Here is a 22,353-nt window from a genome sequence, read left to right as displayed (position 1 = left end):
CTTATAACATCCCGAACTTCTTGCACGCCGCTTCGGCGATGGGCTCACCCCATTCCTGCACGAAATGGCCGCCATCGGCGATTTCCATCGGCTCCGGGCAGTTCCGGATCAGCTTATGCAGCGCGCGCATTGCCGGAGGGCCGAGCACCGGGTCCTGCATGCCGATCGCCATGAAGCTGTCGCCGCTCCAGTCCTGGCTCCAGAACTTTGCCGCAGCCATGCCGGTGTCGACACCCTCCATCGACGGGTTGATCGGGACCAGCGCCGGGAATCGCCGAACGCCGCCCATATAGCGCGGATCGGGGAAGGGCGCCTGATAGGCCGCGACTTCCGCTTCGGTGAGGATCGGCGTCGCGCGTTTCATCAGATCGCCGACATTGAATTCGGGATTGGTCGCGACATAGTCGCGCCAGGCCATGAAGCCGGGGCCCGGGTCCATGCCCACGCCAATGCCGGTATTCATCACGATCAGCCGCGTGAAGCGATCCGGATAATCCATCGGGAGGGTCAGGCCGAGCAGGCCGCCCCAGTCCTGGCAGACGAGGCAGATGTCATGAAGGTCCATCCGGTCGAGGAAGGCCTTCAGGAAATTGCGGTGGAAATGGAAGGTGTAGACCGCGTCGTCGACCGGCTTGTCCGACCGCCCGAAGCCGAGAAAGTCCGGCGCGATCACCCGTCCGCCGGCCTTCAGGAAGACCGGGATCATCTTGCGGTAGAGATAGGCCCAGCTCGGCTCGCCATGCAGGCAGAGGAAGACCGGCCCGTCCTTCGGTCCCTCGTCGACATAGTGGACGCGCAGTCCCTCATAACCTTTGAGGTCGTCGATATAGTGAGGTTCATAGTCCCAGTCCGGCAGCCCCTTGAAGCGGTCTTCCGGCGTGCGCAGCGCGTCGATCATCCGTCTCTCCCTCAATCGTTCCGCGCAGCATGGCGCGATTGCCGCCGCGGCCCAAGCTTGCAATCGCGAATATCGCCTCTGCGGCGTTGTAGTTGATTTTGCCGCGCCCCCCGTCCATCACCGTTTCGACGGAAATCCCTTGAGAGGATGCGCGCCATGGCGGACCAATTCGACGTGATCGTGATCGGCGGCGGACCGGGCGGCTATGTCGCCGCAATCCGCGCTGCGCAACTCGGCATGAAGACCGCCGTCGTCGAACGCGACAAGCTGGGCGGTATCTGCCTCAACTGGGGCTGCATCCCGACCAAGGCGCTGCTGCGCTCCGCCGAGGTCTATCACCTGATGCAGCATGCCGCCGATTTCGGCCTCAGCGCGGAAAAGATCGGCTTCGACACCAAGGCCATCGTCCAGCGCTCGCGCAAGGTCGCCGAACGCCTGTCGGGCGGTGTCGGCATGCTGATGAAGAAGAACAAGATCACCGTGATCGAGGGCACGGCCCGCCTCGAAAAGGGCGGTGACGCCCCGAAAGTGATCGTCAAGGGCAAGGACGGCAAGGACGCGGCCTATGGCGCGAAACACGTCATCCTCGCGACCGGCGCGCGGGCCCGCACCGTGCCGCAGGCCGGTCTCGAACCCGATGGCAAGCTCGTGTGGACCTATCGCGAGGCGATGGTGCCGGAGAGCATGCCGAAATCGGTCGTCGTCATCGGGTCGGGCGCGATCGGAATTGAATTCGCCAGCGTCTACCGCACCTTCGGCGCGGACGTGACGGTGGTCGAGATGATGGACCGCGTCCTGCCGGTCGAGGACGAGGACATCTCGAAATTCGCCGAGAAGGCCTTCAGGAAGCAGGGCATGACGATCCACACCGGCGCGCAGGTCGAGAAGCTCGACAAGGGCGCGAAATCGGTGAAGGTCCACGTCAAGACCAAGGCCGGCAAGACGGAGGTCATCGAGGCCGAACGCGTCATCCTCGCCATCGGCATCGTCGCCAATACCGAGGGCATGGGCCTCGACGCCCTCGGCGTGAAAATGGACCGCGGCCATGTCGTCAATGACGGCTATGGCAGGACGAATGTGAAGGGCCTCTACGCCATCGGCGACGTCGCCGGCGCGCCCTGGCTGGCGCACAAGGCCAGCCATGAGGGCATTATCTGCGTCGAGGCAATCGCGGGGCAGAAGCCGCACGCCTTCGACAAGTCCAACATCCCCGGCTGCACCTACTGTCACCCGCAGGTGGCCTCGGTCGGTCTGACCGAAGCCAAGGCGAAGGAAGCCGGTCACGCCGTCAAGGTCGGCCGCTTCCCGCTCGTCGGCAATGGCAAGGCGATCGCGATGGGCGACGACCAGGGCCTGATCAAGACCGTGTTCGACGCGAAGACCGGCGAACTTCTGGGCGCCCACATGGTTGGCCCGGAAGTCACCGAGATGATCCAGGGCTATGTTATCGGCCGCCAGCTGGAGACAACGGAAGCCGAGCTGATGCACACCGTCTTCCCGCATCCGACCGTGTCCGAAGCCATGCACGAAAGCGTGCTGGACGCCTACGGACGGGTCATTCACATTTGACGGGCTTAAAAAGGGGGAGGGCACAATGGCGCACGATACAGGGATCAGACCGAATCAGCTGACATTCGGGACGCTCTTCAAGATATTCTTCGGGGCTTCAATTCTGTTCTGGTTTGCATTCGGCATTCTGATTGCCGTGCTCGCCCTGTTGGGATTCGAGACTGTTTCCTGGAATGGTGGGCATGTGACGGGATTGCCCGGATTTGCACTGGGACTTGTAATTTCGCTCGTCGTCGGTGGCATTTTTAGCGCGATTGGATCCGTTGTGATGGCCCTGATCGTCAAGTTAATGGGAATAATGCTGCCCTTGGGAACAGTTCACGCCGTGCGCATGCCTCGTTCCACGGTATCCGAGTAACCGCACCCGCTGCATCCAAACCTCTTGCCAAATGCATCCCGATGGGGACGATGGATCCCCGGAAGGGGCTCCTTTTCTGTGCTCAGGAGGAGCTGGCAAATGAAATACGTTCTGATGACCGCCGCCGCGCTGACCGCGCTCGTCGGTGAAACCGCTTTCGCACAATCCCGCTCGGTGGACATGTCCGGCATCGTCGTCGACTGGTCCGGCGACGTTGAAGGCAATGGCGAGTTTTCCGCCGCCGCCATCGACGTCAACGGCACGTTCGGCGGCAATCTGATCCTGTCCGGCGCGGCGATGGATGCCCGCGCCGTTGTGGGCGGCCGCCTGACCGCCGACGGCGGTGCGATCGACTTCGAAGGTTCGGTGACCGGCGAAGCCGAGTTCAACGCCGGGGCCGTCGAGATCGAGGGTGACTTCGGCGCCAATGTCGAGATCAACGCCGGGGCCGCGGACATCCGACGCGGATCGACCTTCGCCGGTGATGTGGAGATCGCGGCCGGCGCGCTCGACTTTTCCGGGCGCGTGGAAGGCCGCCTGACGGCCGAAGTCGGCGATGCCGAATTCGACGGCGTGGCCATGGGTCCGATCGAGATAAACGCCGAACGCCGCCGCGGCATGTTCAACCGCCGCGACCGCAGCGAAGTGACCATCGCCGGCCAAATCGAGGCGGGCGGCACGGTCTGCGCCCATGAGGTGATCTTCGAGAGCGGCGCGTCCGTCAGCGGCACGCTGACCGTGACGGCCGACGAAGCCCCGGACTACCCGTCGGGTTTCGACAGTTCGAATGTCCGCTTCGTCGAGCGCGACGGGGAAGAGTGCCGCTAGGCACCATTCCGCCAGTCTGAAACGGGAAGGGCGGCTGTCACTGGCAGCCGCCCTTTCGCTTATCCGCCAATGGCCTCCTTGGCCATTTTCTCGACCGCAACATAGTCGATCTTGCCGGTGCCCAGCACCGGGATTTCCTCGACCGCGACGATCTTCTTCGGGATGGACAGTTCCGCCACGCCGTGATTGCGCGTGAAGGCGACGAACTCCGCACGGTCCGCAGCTTTGCACGCCGTCAACAGGATGATCTGTTCACCCTTGCGGGCATCGGGGAGGGTCACCGCTGCATGCAGATCGTCCGGCCAGATCGAGGTGGCGCAGTTTTCGACCACCGCGAGCGAGACCATCTCGCCGCCGATCTTCGCGAAGCGCTTCATGCGGCCGCGAATCGCGATGAAGCCGTCCTCGTCGATCGAACAGATATCGCCGGTGTCGTGCCAGCCGCCGGCCGGCTCGACGACCTTCCCCGGATCGGTGGTGTAGATATAGCCCGACATGATGTTCGGTCCGCGCACCCACAGCCGGCCCGCGCCGGTGATGCCCTCGACCGGTTCCAGCTTGCCTTCCATGCCCGGCAGCAGCGTGCCGACCGTTCCCGGCCGGTTGCGGCCCGGCTGGTTCACCGCGATCACGGGAGAGGCCTCCGTCGCGCCATAGCCCTCGAGAATGTCGAGCGAGAACATCTTGCGCACCAGGGCGCGCGTCTCGTCCTTCACACGCTCCGCGCCGCACACGGCGAAGCGCAGCGACTTCAGATCGTCCGGGTCCGCATTGCGGGCATACTGGTTGAGGAAGGTGTCAGTGGCGAAAAGGATGGTCGACTTCGTCTCGCCGACCCGTTTCGCGATTGTCTTTGCCTGCAGCGGCGAGGGGTGAAGCACCGCCGGGATGCCGGCCAGCAGCGGCAGCAGCAGCCCGCCCGTCAGGCCGAAACAGTGGAAGGTCGGCAGCGGATTGAAACAGATATCGGTCTCGAAGATGTCGACATGCGCAGCGGCCTGCTCGCAGTTCGACACCAGATTGATGTGGCTGAGTGCGACGCCCTTTGGATCGCCCTCGGTGCCTGACGTGAACAGCACGACAGCGGTATCATCGGGATTGGGATGCGATGCGACGAGGAAGGGCAGGTAGGACCCGGCGGCAGCCATCGCCTTGTCTTGCCAGGTCAGATTGTCCCGCACGTCTTCGAGATAGACGAGGTTCAGCGTTTCTCCCAGGGATTCGGCGAGCGAATCGAGACCGCCCAGCTCGATGAATTTCCGCGCCGTGATGATCGTCTTGGCTTCCGCGGCCTTGCACGCGGCTTTCAGCGCGCGCGGGCCGGCGGTGAAATTGAGCATCGCCGGAATGCGGCCATAGGCCTGCAGCGCGAAGAAGGCGATCGCGGCGCCGGCACCGGTCGGCAGCAGGATGGCGACTTTCTCGCCCTTGCGGGCGTGGGCCTTCAGCGCATTTCCGAGCGCAAACGCACCCTGGACCAGCTGGTCGTAGGTCAGCTCGCGGCCGTCGGCATCAATGATGCAGATTTTCGAACCGCCGGCTTTCGAACGGGAGCGCAGCAAGGCGTCGAAGATCGAACGATTGTAGCGGTTGCGCGGAAAGTCTGCGCCCGAAACCCGGGTGAGGGCCGTATCCGGAGCGTTCATGGGATCGAGCGGGCCATCCACAGCCACACCCTCCGGCGCGAACGCCGATGCCGTACCTTCATTCATGTGTGTCTCCCGTGTGGTCCTGTTTGCCGGACCTCTGATCACACAGGTTATTCGGGCGCGCGCTTGGATGAAAGGGCGGAAACAGGAGTCTGGTTCACTGCAAAAAATTTATCGAAAAACGAAAAATCTCTTTCATATCGAAATTCGATATGGTAGCCATGAATCAACGCTGGGGAGCGTGGAACCGCAACGCGGTTCACGACTGGAGACGGTTTTATGAAGACCCTTTCTCTGGGCGCAGCCGTGCTGGCTCTGATCGGCGCGGCGGGTTGCACGAATGCGGCCATTGCCCACGGCACCGATGCGCAAGGCTCCGGCATTGCGATCGGCGGGAACATGACCCGCACACTCGATCAGGACGGCGATCTGTCGCTGATCGGCGGCAATATGGATCTCCGCGGCCGCGTCGGCGGCGATGTCAGCCTCGTTGGCGGCAATATCGACCTCGATCTCCAGATCGGCGGCGAGCTTTCGGTTGCCGGCGGCAATATGGAAGCTGATGGCTCGATCGGCGAGGGCGCTTCGATCGCCGGCGGTGATATCCAGTGGCGCGCCGACGTGGCCGAGGACCTCGAAATCGCTGGTGGCGATCTGACGATCGACGCCGCGATCGGAGGTGACCTCGAAGCGGCCAGCGGCGAAATGGTGGTCACTCGTGGTTCCCACATTCGCGGCAACGCCGAGATCGCCGCTGCGGAATTCGAGATGGATGGACAGATCGACGGCACGCTCGAAGCGGCGGCTGCCTTCATCCAGATGGGCGGCGAAGTCGGCGGCGAAGCCTGGTTGATGGCCGACCCGCATGAGGGCCGCCGCGGCTGGCGCGCCGAAATCGACGAAGACGGCGCGCGTGCGGGCAGCACCAACGGCCTCGTCGAGATCAGTGGTGAATTTGGCGACGTGCTCCATGTCTGTGCGCGACGCGTGAACTTCCTGCGCAATGCAAGCGTTGCCGGACCGGTCCATGTCTGGGCCGATTCCGAACCCGAGATTGCCGCCGCAGCTTCACTCGGCCCGGTTTCGTTTGAAGCCCGGGACGGCCGCGACTGCGACGACATCTTCGACGATCTCGATCGGCGTTGAATGAACCCCGTATCATCTGGTCCCGTCACGCCGGGGGGCGAAGGGAGTTACCGATGTTTCTGAAGAGACTCATCCTCGCTGCAGGGCTCGCTGTTGCCCTGGCATCGCCCGCCGTGGCTCAGGTCATTGGCGGTGAGGTTGACATGGATGTCGACCGTGATGGCGACCTCACCATCTTTGCCGGCGAGGTCGATGTCCGCGGCCGGATTGGCGGCGAATTGCGGGCCATCGGCGGCGACATGAATGTCGATGCGCAGATCGGCGGCGATGCCAATCTCGCCGGTGGCGATATCAGCGTCCGCGGCTCGGTCGGCGGCGATCTCAGCGTCGCTGGCGGCGAACTTGATATCGAAACCGTGGTCTCAGGTACGGCCGATCTCGCGGGCGGTGTCATCCATGTGAACGCGCCCGTGTCGGGGCGCCTGAGCGCCGCAGGCGGTTTCATCGAACTCGACCGCAATTTCAGCGGCGGGGACGGCGTTGATCTTGTCGCGGAACAGATCGTCATCCGCGGGACTGTCGCCGGCGATGCCGATCTCTCGGGTGACGAAATCACGATCGAGGGAACGATCGACGGTGATGTCGAGACCTTCGCCGATTATGTCCGCATCGCGCCAGGCGCATCCATTACGGGCGAACTGCGTCACCGCGGCCCGAATGAGCCTGATGTCGGAACCGGCGCGACGATCGGCGGCGGCGTCGATTACACCAATGCGGTTTATATCGACGAACTCGATTTCGACGGGATCGATCTCGACCTTGATTTCGCCCCGCCGGGTCCGGTCGTCGGCGCCTTCTTCGTCGGCTTCTACTTCCTCTTCTTCCTGCTCGCGTCTGCCCTCATGCCCAATGGCGTGACCCGGATGGTCGGGGAGTTCCGCTCGCGTCCGGTCGTGGCGCCGCTGATCGGCTTCGTGACCTGGGCGTTCTGGCCCGTCATCCTGGCAGTTGGGGTCATTCTGCTTGCGATCACGATCGTCGGGGTGCTGTTGATCCCGTTCTGGGTCCTGATGATCTTCTTCGTCCTGTCGCTGTCCTATCCGTTCGGCGCAGCCGCGATCGGAGACCTCGTCTTCAATCGCAAGGGGGCCGGCCTCGGTCTCGGGATGCGGCTTCTCACCACGCTCGGCGTTCTCGTCCTCGCTGCGGCCCTGTGGGTCCAGCCCATCCTCGGAGTGATCGGCTGGTGTGTCCTGACCTGGATCGGCCTCGGGGCCTGGCTGTTCGCCCTCGGCAAACGTGAACCCGTTGTAACGCAGCCTGCCGCGTGACGACCTGAAACGACCGCCGTATACCTTTCCCCCGGAGGCATGGGTCGCCTCCGGGGGAGACTGCTGTGAGACACCTGCTTCTGGCCGCTATGGCCATGATGACGATTTCGGCCACTGCCGAAGCCCAGACCATCCGTCAGACCGTCAGCGATTATCGTGACGCCTTCCGCCAGCTCGAGAACGAGGACTGGCCGACGCCGAACGAAATCCGCCCGGCGCACGGCGCGCCCGGACCGGAATACTGGCAGCAGCAGGTCGATTACTGGATCGATGTGCGGCTTGACGAGGATGCCAAGCGCATCAGCGGCATCGCCGAGATCACCTATCACAACAACTCGCCCTTTGCGCTCGACTATCTCTGGTTCCTGATGGACCAGAACCGCTTCCGCCGGGACAGCTGGGACAATCTCACCAGAACCGTTACAAGCACCGACCAGATTTCTTCCGGGGCTGCCCGCCGCATGATGCGCATGCAGGAATGGGAAGGCGGCTTCGATGTCGGCACCGTGACCGATTCCGAGGGCCGGGCGCTCGAAACCCGTCTCGTCGACACGCTGATGCGGATCGACCTGCCCGAAGTCCTTCAGCCCGGCGAGGAGGTCTCCTTCACCATCTCGTGGGAATACAATCTGCCCGAGGAGAACGTGGTCGGCGCGCGTGCCGGCTATGAATGCTTCGAGGAAGAGACCGAGAACGGCGACTGCATCTATCTCGTGGCGCAATGGTTCCCGCGCGCGGCTGCCTTCACCGACTATGAGGGCTGGCACAACCTGCCCTTCCTCGGCAGCGGTGAATTCACGCTGGAGTTCGGCAATTACGAAGTCGCGATCACCGTCCCGGCTGACTTCATCGTGTCCGCGACCGGCGAGCTGCAGAACCCGGAAAACGTGCTGACGCAGGCCCAGCGCGACCGCCTGGAGCAGGCGATGACGTCAGAGGAGCCGGTCTTCGTCGTGACGCGCGAGGAAGCCCTCGCCAACGAACGCGAAGGCACGGATGAAACCGCCACCTGGCAGTTCCGCGCCGAGAATGTCCGCGACTTTGCCTGGGCGGGTTCGCGCAAGTTCATCTGGGACGCGCTCGGCGTGCAGCAGGACGGGGAAGGGGAGTATCCCGACACCGTGCTGGCCATGTCCTTCTATCCGAACGAGAACGAGCCGATCTGGTCGGCCTATTCCACCCGGGTGATCGAGCACACGCTGGATGTCTATTCCAGCTTCTCCTTCCCCTATCCCTATCCGACGGCGCAGTCGGTTTCCGGGCCGGTTGGCGGGATGGAATACCCGATGATCACCTTCAACGGCCCGCGCACGGTCCGCGACGAAGACGGCAACATCACCTATTCGCGGGGCACGAAACGCTTCCTGATCGGTGTCGTGGCGCACGAGATCGGCCACATCTACTTCCCGATGACGGTCAATTCCGACGAGCGCCAATGGACCTGGATGGACGAGGGGATCAATTCCTTCCTCGACTTCATGACCCAGCGTCTCTGGGAGGAGGACTACCCGACCAATGAGGCCGAGCCCGACAGCATCATCGGCTACATGACCTCGTCCAACCAACAGCCGATCATGACCCAGTCGGACGCGGTGACGGCGCTTGGCCCGAACGCCTATTCCAAGCCAGCGACCGCGCTGGTCATCCTGCGCGAGACCATCCTCGGCCGCGAACTGTTCGACGAGGCCTTCGGGACCTATGCCCGCCGCTGGCGCTTCAAGCGCCCGACGCCCTACGACTTCTTCCGCACGATGGAAGAGGTGTCCGGTCACGATCTCGACTGGTTCTGGCGTGGCTGGTTCTATTCGACCGAACACGTGGATATCGGCCTCGAATCGATCGTCCTCGCGCAGGTCGATACCGGCAATCCGGAAATCGAGAACGCGCTGGCGCGCGAGGAAGAGGACGCGCTTCCCGAGTCGCTGACCCAGCGGAACAATCGTGAGGCCGGTATCCAGACCTATGCCCAGCGCAATCCCGAAGTCGTCGACTTCTACAGCCTCAACGACGAGCACATCGTCACCAACGCCCAACGGCGCACCTATGAACGCTATCTGGAAGGACTGGAGGACTGGGAGCGCGAATTTCTCGAAAGCGGCACGAACATCTATCTGATGACCTTCCGCAATGATGGCGGCGTGGTGATGCCGATCATCCTCGATCTCAGCTTCTCCGACGGGACGACGGAACATGTCCGTATCCCGGCGCAGATCTGGCGCCGAAACGCCAACGAGGTAACCTGGCAGTATGCAACCGACCGGGAACTCGTCCGGCTGGAAATCGACCCGCTGCACGAGATCGCGGATGCCGACCGGTCGGACAATGTCTTCCCGCCGGAAATCCGCCGCTCGCGGATCGAACTCTACCGATCCTCGCAATCGACCAACATGATGCAGGACATGGATCTGACCGTGTCGAATGACAGCCTCGATACGCGTCCGGAACGCGGCGGCGACGACGAGTGACCGGGTTCCGCGCTCTCGCAATCGGTCTGGCGGCGGGCCTCGCGCTCGCCGCCGCACCGTCTGCCTGGGCGCACCGCATTCACTCCGCGCTCACCGAAGTCCGCCCGAACGAGAACACGGGCGAGCTGGAGATCGCGCACCGTGTCTTCTTTCACGACCTGGAAGTGGCGCTGATCGAATCCGGCATGGATGACGATACGCCGCCGCTCGGTGAAATCTGGCTCGCCGCGGCGGAAACCTATGCCCGGGATCGATTCGACATCGGCGTGGCCGGGGCGACCCTGCAACTCGACTATGTCGGAGCGGAGGTGGATGGCCAGTTTGCCTGGATCTATTTCGTGGCCCCCATGCCGGATGAATATGATCGCGTAAGCATAGATAATCGCTTGCTGATCGAGGCCTTTCCTGACCAGGCCAACATGACGAATGTGATCTGCGGCGACGTTGTGCGGACCATTCTCCAGATACCGGGACGGCGCGGAACCGGGACCGTCGACTTCCCCGACCGCTGACCCGGCTTGAAGTGTCGGCGTAACAGCGCCATTTTCCGCCGCGTTATGGCGACCCTGATCGATAATCTCTCCGAAGCCGCCAAGGCGCGCGCTGCCCGTCACCCGGAAAAGCAGAAGCGTCCGGATTCACCCATCCAGCGCAAGCCGGACTGGATCCGCGTCCGCGCGCCGATGGGCGAGGTCTTCTCCGAGACCAAGAAACTCGTGAAGGAAAACGGTCTCGTGACCGTGTGCGAGGAGGCCGGCTGCCCGAATATCGGGGAATGCTGGTCGCAGAAGCACGCGACTTTCATGATCCTGGGCGACACCTGCACCCGCGCCTGCAGCTTCTGCAATGTGAAGACGGGCATGCCCGCGCCGGTCGATCACGACGAGGCGCGCCGGATCGGCGAGGCCGTCGTGACGATGGGACTTGAGCACGTCGTGATCACCTCGGTCGACCGCGACGATCTTGACGATGGCGGCGCCCAGCATTTCGAGGACGTGATCAACGCGATCCGCAGTGCCTCTCCGAAAACGACGATCGAGATCCTGACGCCGGACTTCCTGCGCAAGGCCGGGGCGCTCGAACAGGTCGTCGATGCACGCGCCGACGTGTTCAACCATAATCTGGAAACCGTGCCGCGGCTCTATCTCTCGATCCGGCCGGGCGCGCGCTACTACCACTCCCTGCGCCTTCTGGAGCGGGTGAAGGAACGTGACCCCTCCCAGTTCACCAAGTCCGGCATCATGGTCGGCCTCGGCGAGACGAAGGAAGAGGTCATGCAGGTGATGGACGACATGCGGTCCGCCGGCATCGACTTCCTGACCATCGGCCAGTATCTGCAGCCGACGCGCAAGCATGCGCCGGTCGACCGTTTCGTCACGCCCGAGGAATTCCGGGCCTATGAGACGATCGCCCGGGCCAAGGGTTTCCTCATGGTCTCCGCCACACCGCTGACCCGGTCGAGCTATCACGCCGGCGACGATTTCAAGCGGCTCCGCGCCGCGCGCGAGGCGGAGCTCGCGAAGGCGTGAGCAGTCGCCTGGACGAACGCATGCGGATCCGGCACCGGCCGGAGGACGTTTTCGAACTCGTCTCGGATGTCCGCCGTTACCCGCAATTCATCAAGTATCTGAGTGCCTTGCGGGTGCGCAAGGAAAGCGTCGAAGGCTCCGTAACCTGGCTTGAAGCCGAGGCGGTGGCCCGCTATCGCTTCGTGACCGAACGTTTCACAACCGCCGTAACGCTCGATCGTGACGTGCTGGGGGTCGAGGTCTCCCTGATCGAGGGGCCGTTCAACACGCTGAAGAATTCCTGGGTGTTCCATCGCCTCGATGACGGTTCGACCCTCGTCGATTTCATGATCGACTTCGAATTCTCCAATCCGCTGCTTCAGATGCTGCTGGCCGCGAACAAGGAACGCGCCGTGCACTTCATCATCGATGCCTTCCGCAGCGAGGCGGACAAGCGCTACGAGACGGTCGGCGCTGAAGACTACGACTGGTCAGCGGATCGCGTCGCGCAATAACTGAAGCGCGAACCGCACCGTCTCCGTGCGCACATTCGAACGCCCGAGCGCGCCGAATTCCTTCTTGTGAGCCGACACCCCTTCCGGCCCCGCCAGTGCGAACCAGACAAGGCCTTCAGGCTTGTTCTCTGACGCTCCCGGACCTGCGACACCCGTCACGGCGACCGCAAATTGCGCGTTGGAATTGGCTTTCGCACCGGCCGCCATGGCGCGAGCCACCTCTTCGGATACCGCGCCCGGGCCGGGATACTCGAAAAGATCCATCGGGACGCCGAGCATGTCGTGTTTCGCGGCGTTGGAATACGTGATGAAACCGCGATCGACGACGTCAGAGCTTCCCGCGATCTCGGTCAGGCTGACCGCAATCAGACCGCCGGTGCAGCTCTCCGCCGTGGCGAGTTTCACGCCCGCTTTTCGCGCGCGCTCCAGCACCTCGTTCGCCAGCTCGCGCAATGACGGCGCGGGCAGGGCACCCGCACCGCGTCTGACTGTAACGCTCGCCTGCGCCGCCAGGCCTTCCCGTCGTCCGGTGAAGCCCAATCCTTCAGTGGTGGTTGCCTTGACGCTGACCCGGGCCACCGGGACATCGAGTATCTCGGCGATCCGTGTCCGCATGGCGTCACGGTATTTCGAGACCTTGGGCCGTTCGCAAATCAGCGTCACATCGACATGCCGGACATCCGCGCCGGCCGATCGCGCCAGTCCGGCGGCGTGCTCGAGGAAACGGTCGGAGGAAGCGCCGCGCCATTGCGGATCACTGGGCGGGAAGTGCTGACCGATATCACCGGCGGCGATCGCACCGAGCAGGGCATCCGTGATCGCGTGCAGGCCGGCATCGGCATCCGAATGACCGACGAGGCCCAGACCCTCCTCGACGCGGACCCCGCACAGCATCATGTGGTTCGCTGGCTCCAGCCGGTGAACGTCGAACCCGCTTCCCGTCACGCAATCGCCGCTGGTCAAGATCTGCTCCGCGCGTTCGAAATCACTCGTGAGTGTCAGTTTGAAATTCTCTTCCGCGCCCTCCACCAGGGTCACGGCAAGACCTGCCGCACGCGCGACTTCGGCATCGTCCGCCATCGCAGCATTCTCGGGCAGGCGGTCATAGGCCGCCTTCAGCGCCTGCAGGCGGAACCCTTGCGGTGTCTGCGCCCGATAGAGCTTTGAACGATCGATGGCATCTACGGCCAGCCCGTCCGCCCCGCGCCAGAGCGCGTCAGCGATCGGAAGGACGGGCAGGGCGCCGTCTGAATCCTTCAACGCTGCCATCACCCGATCGATCACCTCGCGAGACACCAATGGCCGAGCCGCATCGTGGATCAGGACATGATCCGTTCCCGCGGGCAGGGCGGCCAGTCCGGCCCGAACAGACGCGGTACGCGTCTCTCCGCCCGGCACGAGATCAGCTTCGATCCCGCCGAGGGCGTCGTGCGCGAGCCGCGCATCGCCCGGATGGATCACGACCACGAGCGTTTCGACATCGGGATGCCGGTCGAACGCTTCGGCCGTGCGACGAAGGACGGGGACACCGCCCAGCATCCGGTATTGTTTCGGAACCCCGCCACCCGCGCGCAGGCCGCGTCCAGCGGCAACGATGATGGCGGCGGTGCGAGGCATTGCGGCTCCAGTCAGGTTTCACTAGGGTCCGCGCCGATTTCAGACAGGAACGGCCCAAAGTCCAGCCCATGACGGTGAAGATCGGAAATCATGCCGTGCGCGCGCCCGTGCTGCTGGCGCCGATGTCGGGCGTCACCGATCTGCCCTTCCGGCGGCAGGCCTGGGCGTTCGGCGCCGGCCTGGTCTTCAGCGAAATGGTCGCCAGTGAAAGCCTGGCGCAGGGGCGAGATGATGTGATCCGCCGCATGGCCCGCGACGATACCGGTGGCGGCCCGCACATCGTCCAGCTTGCCGGGCGCGAGGCAAAATGGATGGCGATCGGCGCAGAACTCGCCGCAGAGGCCGGGGCGGACATCATCGACATCAATATGGGCTGCCCGGCGAAGCAGGTGACGCGCGGCCTGTCGGGATCGGCGCTCATGCGCGACCTCGATCACGCCATGACACTGGTCGAGGCGACCGTCGGCGCGGTCACCGTGCCGGTAACGCTGAAAATGCGGCTCGGCTGGGATCACGACACGATCAACGCCCCCGAACTCGCCCGGCGGGCGCAGGTTGCCGGGGTGCAGATGGTTACCGTGCACGGCCGCACGCGACAGCAATTCTACAAGGGGCGTGCGGACTGGTCCGCCGTTCGCGCCGTTCGGGAAGCCATCACCATTCCGCTCGTGGTCAATGGCGATATCGGAACGGTCGAACAGGCGCGCGAGGCGCTCGAGAGATCCGGCGCCGACATGGTGATGGTTGGCCGCGCCGCGCAAGGCCTGCCCTGGCTACCGGGCCAGATCGCCGCCGAGCTGGAGGGCAGGGCGTTTCAGGTTCCGCTGGACCGCAAGTTCGAGGCCCTCGCACACCAGCTCCGCGACTCGATCGCGCTCTATGAGGATCACATCGGCATCCGGATGATGCGCAAACACTTCGCCTCATTTGTCGAGGCGGAGATGCCGGAAGCCGATCAACCTCTCCTGCGGTCTGCGCTGTGCCGGGCCCAGACAGAGGCCGAAGCCCTGCATGCGCTGGAGAACTGCCTGACCTTGGCTTCGGGGAAAGTCGCGGCCTGATCCGCTGTTGCCGGAACAACACATCGCTGTTGATTGTCGGCAACAGGCGGGTTTAGTCTCTCAATGTGACCGCGAAATCCGCTCCGACTTCCCGTGCCTTACGGCGCGCAATCAGCCCGCCAAGCTTGTATTCGAGCCTGGTGGGCGGCGGTTTTGCCATCGCTATCGTCATTCTCGCGGCGGCGGCTTTCCAGCTGATCCTCGGCAATGAGGCGGGTTCGGGCGGATCATCGCCGCTTCGGGTTCTGCTCTACATCAACATCGTCATCATCGCCGGACTGGCCGTCGTGGTCGGCTGGCGCGTGGCGCGCCGCCTGACGGGCCGGCGTTTTGGTGAGCCCGCGCCGCGCCTGCACCTTCGCTTCATCGCGATGTTCACGATCGCGGCGGCGATCCCGACCATCCTCGTCGCCGTCTTCCTCGGCGGGGTTTTGACTCGCGGCGTCGAATACTGGTTCGGCGAACGCGTCAGCGCGGTGGTGGAAGGCGCCGCCAGTGCTGCGCGTGAGGTCGTGGAACGCGAGGCCGGCGAAGCGTCGGAACAGATGCGTCTGATGTCGCTCGATCTCAGTCAGGCCGATGCGGTCACGGCATTCTCCAACGCCCGGATCCAGTACACACAGTATTTGCGTCAGCAGACGATCGTGCGCGGTTTTCAGGCCTCCTACATCGTGGATGGGCAGGGCACCGTTCTGGCGCGTGCGGAGACGCCCGACAGCCCGGCCTTCATCCCGCCCTCGCCACGCCTTTTCGAGCTCGCGCGCGACGGCGACATCGGTGTGTCGACGCCGGAACAGGCGAGTGCCGGCGACGCGTCGATGCGAGCCCTGATGCAGATGACGGCCTATGAAGACGCCTATCTCTATGTCTTCCTGAATATCGACCTGTCGGTCCTGCAACGCGCCGAAACGGCGATCGTCGAGCTCAGAAACGCGGGTCAGCGCGAAGCCCAGCTCGGCCCGATCTACATCCTCGTCTATCTCGAGACGGCCTTGCTGATCGTGCTGGCGGCAATCTCGCTGGCGCTTGGCGCTGCGACCCGGATCGTCCGGCCGGTTTCCAACCTCGTTGGCGCCGCCGAACGCGTCCGTCGCGGCGATCTAGATGCGCGCGTCGAAGTGAAGCGCGAGGACGACGAGATCGCCACGCTCGGCCTCGCCTTCAACCGCATGACGCGCCAGCTGCGTGGACAGCGGCGTGAGCTGGTTGCGTCCCATGCGCAATCCGAACGCCGCCGCGCCTTCACCGAGGCCGTGCTGGCCGGCGTGACGGCAGGCATTATCGGCCTCGACGAGGACAATTGCGTCACCCTGGTCAATCGCTCGGCCTGTGCGCTGCTCGAGCGCGACGAGGACCAGCTTGTCGGCCATCCGATCGGAGAGGTCGCACCGTCGCTGCTGGCTGCGGTCGAGGCGGCGCGAAAACGTCCCGGTGAAGTCGCGGAACTGCAGACCGAAATCGAATCCTCCGACGAAGCGGCCCTCTCGCTGAACGTCCGCGCCGCCGTCACGTCCGATGCCGGCCTCGTTCTGACCTTCGACGACATCTCCCGCCTCGTCGCCGCGCAGAGGAACGCCGCCTGGCGCGACGTGGCGCGCCGTATCGCGCACGAAATCAAGAACCCGCTGACGCCGATTCAACTCTCGGCCGAGCGGCTGCGCCGGAAATACCGCAAGCATGTCGAGGATCACGACGTCGAGACTTTCGACCGCTGCACCGACACGATCGTCCGTCAGGTCAGCGATATCGGCCGCATGGTCGATGAATTCTCGTCCTTCGCCCGCATGCCGACCCCGAAGGTCGCGCCGGCGGATGTGACCTCGATGGTGCAGAGCGCGGTCTTCGCGCAGCGCGTGGCCAGCCCTGATCTGAAGGTGGAATTCACCGCACCGGCCGACCCGGTCCGTGCGCTCTGCGATGAGCGCCTCGCGGTTCAGGCGCTGGCGAACATCCTGAAGAATGCGGCTGAAAGCGTGACCGCGCGCTGCGATCGCGATGGCGGGAAGGCGCTCCAGGGCCGGATCGCCGTCACCTTGACCACCGAACGCGGATTCGCCGCGATCGAGGTGTGCGACAACGGGCTGGGCTGGCCGACAGCGGACCGCGAACGCCTGACCGAGCCTTATATGACGACCCGCGAGAAGGGCACTGGCCTCGGTCTTGCGATCGTGAAGCGCGTCATGGAGGACCATCAGGGCCGCCTCGAACTGGACGTGCCCGACTCCGGTTCCGGCGCGATTGTCCGTCTTTTCTTCCCGCTGGCCGACTCGGTCGACCCGGCGGCCGTAACGACTGCAACAGGAGCGTAAAGCGTCATGGCGAAAGATATCCTGATCGTCGATGACGAGGACGATATCCGCGACCTCATCTCGGGCCTTCTTGAAGACGAAGGCTATCAGGCGCGCGAAGCGGCAGATGCAGACGGGGCGCTGCAGGCGATCCGCTCGCGCAAGCCGTCGCTGATCGTTCTCGATGTCTGGCTGCAGGGCAGCCGTCTCGACGGGATCGAACTCCTCGACGTGATCCGCAAGACCGACCCGGACCTGCCGGTGATCGTGATCTCCGGCCATGGCACGATCGAGACTGCCGTCGCCGCGATCCGGAAGGGCGCTTACGACTTCCTCGAAAAGCCGTTCAAGAGCGACAAACTGCTCGTTACCGTCGAGCGTGCGCTTGAGACCTCGCGCCTGCGCCGCGAGAATGCCGAGCTGCGCACCAAGGTCGATCTCGAGACCGAACTGGTCGGCAAGTCGCCGCTGATCGCCCAGCTTCGCCACCTGATTGACCGGGTCGCGCCGACCAATTCACGCGTGCTGATTTCCGGCCCGGCGGGCTGCGGCAAGGAACTCGTCGCGCGCCTGATCCATGCCAGCTCGCCCCGCGCCGACGCCGGCTTTATCGCGGTGAACGCGGCCGGTATGGCGCCGGACATGGTCGAAGAGGAATTGTTCGGCCACGAGGCTGATGACGGCACCGTCACGCGGGTGGGTCTTCTGGAGCGCGCACATGGCGGTACGCTCTTCCTCGACGAGATCGGCGACATGCCGACGGCTTCGCAGAACAAGCTGCTGCGCATGCTGATCGACCAGCGCTTCCACCGCCTGGGCGGCACGACGGACGTTCAGGTCAATGTCCGCGTCGTGTCCAGTTCATCCAAGGATCTGCGCGACCTGATCGGGCAGGGGCGTTTCCGGGAGGATCTCTATCACCGGCTGGCCGTGGTTCCGGTCCAGATCCCGGCCCTGGCCGACCGGCGCGAGGACATTCCGCTGCTCGTCGATCACTTCATCACCCGGATCACGTCCATGTCCGGCCTCAGCCGCCGTCAGATCGGCGAGGACGCGATGGCCGCGCTGCAGGCCCACGACTGGCCGGGCAATGTCCGCCAGCTCCGCAACAATGTGGAGCGTCTGCTGATCCTCGCTTCCGGCGACGATGATCAGCCGATCACACTCGATTCCCTGCCGTCGGAAGTCGCGGGACGCGAAACCAGCGAGGCCGGGTTCGACGCCGAACGGATGATCGCGCTGCCGCTGCGCGAGGCACGCGAGAATTTCGAGCGCGAATACCTGAAGGCCCAGATCAGCCGGTTCGGCGGGAATATCTCACGCACGGCGGCTTTTATCGGCATGGAGCGTTCGGCGCTCCATCGGAAGCTCAAATCACTGGGTGTGACGCCTGCCTCGGCACGCGCCGATCTCGACGATATGATCGAATAGAGATCGCGGGAGATTTCACATGAAAGCTGTCGTCTGCGGTGCAGGCCGTGTCGGATACGGGATCGCCCGCGCGCTCTCGCGAGAAGGCAATTCGGTGACGGTCGTCGACTGGTCGCCGGAGCTGATCAACAAGATCACGACCGATCTCGATGTCCGCGGCGTGGTCGGGCACGGATCCCACCCGGATGCGCTGGAACGCGCTGGCGCGGCTGACGCGGAATTGCTGGTCGCCGTCACCTATTCCGACGAAACCAACATGATCGCCTGTCAGGTGGCGCATTCGCTGTTCAACACACCGATGCGGATCGCGCGCGTCCGGGCGCAAAGCTATCTCGAACCGGCCTGGCGTGACCTTTTCACGACAGGACACCTCCCGATCGACGTGGTGATCTCGCCCGAACTGGAAGTCGGCCGTGCCATCCTGCAGCGCGTGGAGACGCCGGGCGCCTTCACCACCGCGCTGTTCGCAGGCGGACGGATCCAGTTGCTCGGCTTGCAGGTCGACGAGAATTCGCCTGTTGCCGGGTCTTCGCCCGACCAACTGCGTGAACTCTTCCCCGACCTTCGCCTGACCCTCGTCGGCATCGACCGCGACGGAAAGATGTTCATTCCGGACCGGTCGGATCCGCTTCTGGCCGGAGACGAGGCCTATCTGGTGATCGAGCCGGCGCGGCTCGACCGCGTACTCGACATCTTCGGCCGCGCCAGCCAGAAGGTTCGCCGCGTCGTGATCGTTGGCGCGGGCAATATCGGCGTCTATGTCGCCCGGTCACTGGAACGTCTCGGTGGCCTGAAAGTCCGCCTGATCGAGGCCGACAAGAAGAAGGCCGAGGCCGCGGCTGACCAGTTGCGCAAGACGGTCGTGCTTCACGGTGACGGCTTGTCGCCCGGCCTGCTGCGTGAGGCGGCGGCCGATCGGGCCGAACTCGTCGTCTGCGTGACCAATGACGACAAGGTCAATCTGATGAGCGCCGTCATGGCCAAGCGGGAAGGGGCGGCGCGTACCATCTGCCTCGTCAATGAGCAGGCTTTCGCCGATTTGCGTGAGCCGCTCGACATCGACGCCTTCATCGATCCGCGGTCCACGACCGTTTCGACCATCCTCCAGCATATCCGCCGTGGCCGGATCACAGGTCTGCAATCGCTTGGTGGCGGCAAGGCAGAAGCGCTCGAAGGCGTGGCGCTCGCAACCTCGCCGCTCGTTGGCAAGGCGATCGACGACATGGATCTGCCCGACGGCGTCACGCTCGGCGCGGTGGTGCGCGGTGACAAGGTGCTCATGCCCGGTGACGGGGAAACCGTCCGGGAAAACGACCGTGTCCTCCTGTTCGCGGAAACAGCGCTCGTGACCAAGGTCGAGCAGCTTTTCCGGGTCAGTCTCGAATACTTCTGACGCGCTGGCGTGGACAGCCTCGCTTTCCTCCGGCCCCTGGGGCTCAGCTGGATCGCTCTCGGCAGTTTCATGATCGCCGCAAGCCTCCTCGCGCTTGCCTTTTCGCTGATGGCGGCGGCGGTGGCCTATGCCGTGACGGCGCTTCTGCCGCTGTTGGTCGGCGGAGTTGTGGCCTTGGCCACCAGCCAGTCCGGAACCCGAACCCGCGGCGCGGACGTGTCGGCCTTTGTTGCGCTGGCCTGGGCGATCTCGCCCGTGTTCGCGGCCCCCGCCTTTGCTCTGCTGGTTCCGGAATTCACGGCCATGGACTCGGTGTTCGAAGCCTATTCCGCGCTCACCACGACCGGAGCGATCCTCGTTCCGCCAGCCGAGGCAGGGCGGGAAGTGGTCCTGTGGCGTTCCGTGATGAGCTTTGCCGGCGGGTTCGGTACGCTGGTCTTCGCGGCGGGCTTGCTGGCTGTGCTCGATCGCGGCGCTCAACAGCTTCGCAAGACGATTCTGCTTACCGTCGATCAGGACAACGTCTTCTCGCACCTGCATATCGCCGCGCAGCGAATATTCGTCGTCTACGCCCTGTTGATGCTGATCTGCTTCACACTGCTCCTGATCACCGGCGTACCGGCCTTTGACGCGATCTGCCTGTCTCTATCGGCACTCTCCACCGGAGGCTACAGCCCGGTGAGCGGTCCGTTGACCCTGCACTACCCGGCAATGGCGACGGTCATCCTGTGCGGCGCCTGCCTGATCGCCTCGATCAACATCGCGGTGCTGTGGACGCTCAATCGCGGCCATGACTGGCGGCCCGATCCCGAAATGATCGGCTTTTTCGGCCTGCTGTTCGCGCTGTGGGGCATCTCGATGGTTTCGGTCGATGCCGCACAGCCACTGTCGACCCTCGCCGAGGCCATCTTTGCCATCACCACGGCCGGATTCACGGCGAGCGCGGACAGCGGCTTCCTGCCGGTTGCCGCCCTGTTCGTGGCACTGGTCGGGGGTTCAGCGGCCTCGACGACGGGCGGGATCAAGGTCTCGCGCTTTGTCCTGCTCTGGCGACAGATCTTCACCGATCTCGGCCGCCTGCCGCACCCGTCGAGCGTGCTCAACATGCGCTACCGAAACAAGGATGCGCGAAGCGGCGGCTTTACGGCGCTCTGGACGACCGTGCTCGCCTTCATCGCGACGGTCACGATCTCGACCGTCATCGGTTCGGCGCTCGGCGACGGCTTCGAGCAGGGCTGGACGGCTTCCATGGCGGCGATCGCCAATGCCGGCCCGCTGTTCGACCGCGCTGAAGGCGGGCAAAGCTGGGCGGTGTTCTCGACGCCGAACCAGATTCTCTTCATCGTCGTGATGGTGCTCGGACGACTGGAAATCATGGCCGGCGCGGCCGCGCTTCTCGCCATTCTAAGGAAGGACTGACGCCTTATGCCCCGCATTGCCTATGTCGACGGTGCCTATCTGCCCCATGCCGATGCGGCGGTTCACATCGAGGATCGCGGCAACCAGTTCGCCGATGCCGTTTACGAGGTCTGGGCAGTGAGGGCAGGGGGCTTGCTCGATACGCCCGGGCATCTGAAGCGCCTGCGCCGCTCGCTCGGCGAATTGCACATCGCGGTTCCGATGAGCGACGACGCGCTGACGCTCGTCCTGCACGAGATCGTGCGCCGCAACCGTCTTCGCGACGGTCTGGTCTACCTGCAGGTCTCACGCGGCGTGGCCCCGCGCGACCATGCCTTCCCGTCACCCGCGGTCAGTCCGACCGTCATCGTCACCGCCAAGCGGACCGACATGAAGACCGCGGAGGCCAGGGCGGAGAAGGGGATCAGCGTCATCACCCTGCCGGACATCCGGTGGGGACGGCGGGACATCAAGACGGTGTCCCTGCTGCCCAACGCACTCGCCAAGCAGGCCGCCAAGGAGACCGGCGCGGGCGAGGCCTGGCTGATCGATCCGGATGGCACGATCACCGAGGGTTCGTCGTCCAACGCCTGGATCCTGACCCCGGACAATGTGCTGGTCACGCGTGCGGCATCGAATTCCATCCTGAACGGGATCACCCGCCTGGCGGTGATCGAGGCCGCAAGCGGCGAGAAACTCCGCGTCGAGGAACGGGCTTTCACCCGGGACGAGGCGCTGGCGGCGAAGGAGGCCTTCGTGACGTCAGCTTCGGCCCATGTCACCGCCGTGGTTGCGATCGACGGCCAGAAAATCGGCGACGGAAGACCGGGTGCGGTGGCCAAGGCGCTCCGCACGGCCTATCTTACTGCAGCGCGGCAAAATTCTGTTGCGTTGCACAAACGAGAGGCCGGTCCACTGGTTGCGCGCAGGACGAAGCGGCGTATACCTTGAGACATTG

18 protein-coding genes are annotated in these 22,353 nt (G+C 64.3%); 15 read left to right on the top strand and 3 right to left on the bottom strand.

All coding sequences use genetic code 11. The features are described 5' to 3' along the window. Position 1: 1 nt before the first annotated feature. A complete protein-coding gene (locus tag L5876_RS04575) occupies positions 2 to 898 on the bottom strand; it encodes a haloalkane dehalogenase (RefSeq protein ID WP_236954918.1) in 897 nt (298 codons plus the stop codon). A gap of 156 nt (positions 899 to 1,054) precedes the next feature. Here L5876_RS04575 and lpdA point away from each other — a divergent pair, with 156 nt between their 5' ends. From lpdA to L5876_RS04560, 3 genes are all read left to right on the top strand, one after another. Continuing rightward, positions 1,055 to 2,467 (top strand): dihydrolipoyl dehydrogenase, encoded by a 1,413-nt coding sequence (gene lpdA / locus L5876_RS04570; RefSeq protein ID WP_236954917.1) that lies wholly within the window; start codon positions 1,055 to 1,057, stop codon positions 2,465 to 2,467. Positions 2,468 to 2,492: 25 nt separating this feature from the next. Next, positions 2,493 to 2,825, top strand: coding sequence for a hypothetical protein (locus tag L5876_RS04565; RefSeq protein ID WP_236954916.1), 333 nt, complete (start codon positions 2,493 to 2,495; stop codon positions 2,823 to 2,825). Between the two features lie 99 nt (positions 2,826 to 2,924). After that, positions 2,925 to 3,653 carry a hypothetical protein gene (locus L5876_RS04560; protein ID WP_236954915.1) on the top strand — a complete coding sequence of 243 codons (729 nt, stop codon included), beginning with the start codon at positions 2,925 to 2,927 and terminating at the stop codon, positions 3,651 to 3,653. 59 nt (positions 3,654 to 3,712) lie between these two features. Here L5876_RS04560 and L5876_RS04555 read toward each other — a convergent pair whose 3' ends face one another. Further along, on the bottom strand, positions 3,713 to 5,365 hold the full coding sequence (locus L5876_RS04555; protein WP_236954914.1) for an AMP-binding protein: 1,653 nt from the start codon (positions 5,363 to 5,365) through the stop codon (positions 3,713 to 3,715). Positions 5,366 to 5,581: 216 nt separating this feature from the next. On the opposite strand from L5876_RS04555, the gene L5876_RS04550 reads away from it, so the two are divergent. From L5876_RS04550 to L5876_RS04525, 6 genes are all read left to right on the top strand, one after another. Next, positions 5,582 to 6,448: a hemagglutinin repeat-containing protein gene (locus tag L5876_RS04550; protein WP_236954913.1), complete on the top strand. Its 867-nt coding sequence runs from the start codon at positions 5,582 to 5,584 to the stop codon at positions 6,446 to 6,448. 53 nt (positions 6,449 to 6,501) lie between these two features. Next, complete coding sequence (locus L5876_RS04545) at positions 6,502 to 7,719, top strand: hypothetical protein (RefSeq protein ID WP_236954912.1); 1,218 nt, start codon at positions 6,502 to 6,504, stop codon at positions 7,717 to 7,719. An 89-nt stretch (positions 7,720 to 7,808) separates the two neighbouring features. Then, the gene (locus L5876_RS04540) at positions 7,809 to 10,184 is read left to right on the top strand and encodes a M1 family metallopeptidase (protein ID WP_272906863.1); all 2,376 of its coding nucleotides are present in this window, start codon (positions 7,809 to 7,811) and stop codon (positions 10,182 to 10,184) included. After that, positions 10,181 to 10,696: a DUF6702 family protein gene (locus L5876_RS04535; RefSeq protein WP_236954910.1), complete on the top strand. Its 516-nt coding sequence runs from the start codon at positions 10,181 to 10,183 to the stop codon at positions 10,694 to 10,696. The genes L5876_RS04540 and L5876_RS04535 overlap by 4 nt, the downstream gene beginning before the upstream one ends. 45 nt (positions 10,697 to 10,741) lie before the next feature. After that, on the top strand, positions 10,742 to 11,713 hold the full coding sequence (gene lipA, locus L5876_RS04530; RefSeq protein WP_236954909.1) for a lipoyl synthase: 972 nt from the start codon (positions 10,742 to 10,744) through the stop codon (positions 11,711 to 11,713). Then, on the top strand, positions 11,710 to 12,207 hold the full coding sequence (locus L5876_RS04525) for a type II toxin-antitoxin system RatA family toxin (RefSeq protein WP_236954908.1): 498 nt from the start codon (positions 11,710 to 11,712) through the stop codon (positions 12,205 to 12,207). The genes lipA and L5876_RS04525 overlap by 4 nt, the downstream gene beginning before the upstream one ends. Here L5876_RS04525 and L5876_RS04520 read toward each other — a convergent pair. Then, positions 12,184 to 13,824: a bifunctional 2-C-methyl-D-erythritol 4-phosphate cytidylyltransferase/2-C-methyl-D-erythritol 2,4-cyclodiphosphate synthase gene (locus L5876_RS04520; protein ID WP_236954907.1), complete on the bottom strand. Its 1,641-nt coding sequence runs from the start codon at positions 13,822 to 13,824 to the stop codon at positions 12,184 to 12,186. The two genes, L5876_RS04525 and L5876_RS04520, sit on opposite strands and share 24 nt — an antisense overlap. Before the next feature lie 68 nt (positions 13,825 to 13,892). Between L5876_RS04520 and dusB the strand changes: the two genes are divergently transcribed. The 6 genes from dusB (at position 13,893) to L5876_RS04490 (ending at position 22,346) form a co-directional block, all read left to right on the top strand. Then, positions 13,893 to 14,885 carry a tRNA dihydrouridine synthase DusB gene (dusB, locus tag L5876_RS04515; RefSeq protein ID WP_236954906.1) on the top strand — a complete coding sequence of 331 codons (993 nt, stop codon included), beginning with the start codon at positions 13,893 to 13,895 and terminating at the stop codon, positions 14,883 to 14,885. 125 nt (positions 14,886 to 15,010) lie between these two features. Beyond that, positions 15,011 to 17,194, top strand: a complete 2,184-nt coding sequence (locus L5876_RS04510) for a PAS domain-containing sensor histidine kinase (RefSeq protein WP_236954905.1) — start codon at positions 15,011 to 15,013, stop codon at positions 17,192 to 17,194. A gap of 6 nt (positions 17,195 to 17,200) precedes the next feature. Beyond that, positions 17,201 to 18,604 (top strand): sigma-54 dependent transcriptional regulator, encoded by a 1,404-nt coding sequence (locus L5876_RS04505; RefSeq protein ID WP_236954904.1) that lies wholly within the window; start codon positions 17,201 to 17,203, stop codon positions 18,602 to 18,604. Between the two features lie 19 nt (positions 18,605 to 18,623). Beyond that, positions 18,624 to 19,997: a Trk system potassium transporter TrkA gene (trkA, locus tag L5876_RS04500; RefSeq protein WP_236954903.1), complete on the top strand. Its 1,374-nt coding sequence runs from the start codon at positions 18,624 to 18,626 to the stop codon at positions 19,995 to 19,997. Positions 19,998 to 20,006: 9 nt separating this feature from the next. Then, positions 20,007 to 21,416: a potassium transporter TrkG gene (locus L5876_RS04495; protein WP_236954902.1), complete on the top strand. Its 1,410-nt coding sequence runs from the start codon at positions 20,007 to 20,009 to the stop codon at positions 21,414 to 21,416. A gap of 6 nt (positions 21,417 to 21,422) precedes the next feature. Beyond that, complete coding sequence (locus L5876_RS04490; RefSeq protein ID WP_236954901.1) at positions 21,423 to 22,346, top strand: D-amino-acid transaminase; 924 nt, start codon at positions 21,423 to 21,425, stop codon at positions 22,344 to 22,346. Positions 22,347 to 22,353 lie beyond the last annotated feature (7 nt).

Source organism: Hyphobacterium sp. SN044 (assembly GCF_021864465.1).
Classification (GTDB): domain Bacteria; phylum Pseudomonadota; class Alphaproteobacteria; order Caulobacterales; family Maricaulaceae; genus Hyphobacterium.
Note: the sequence above shows the minus strand (reverse complement) of the source record. Positions and strands in the feature narration are given on the sequence as shown.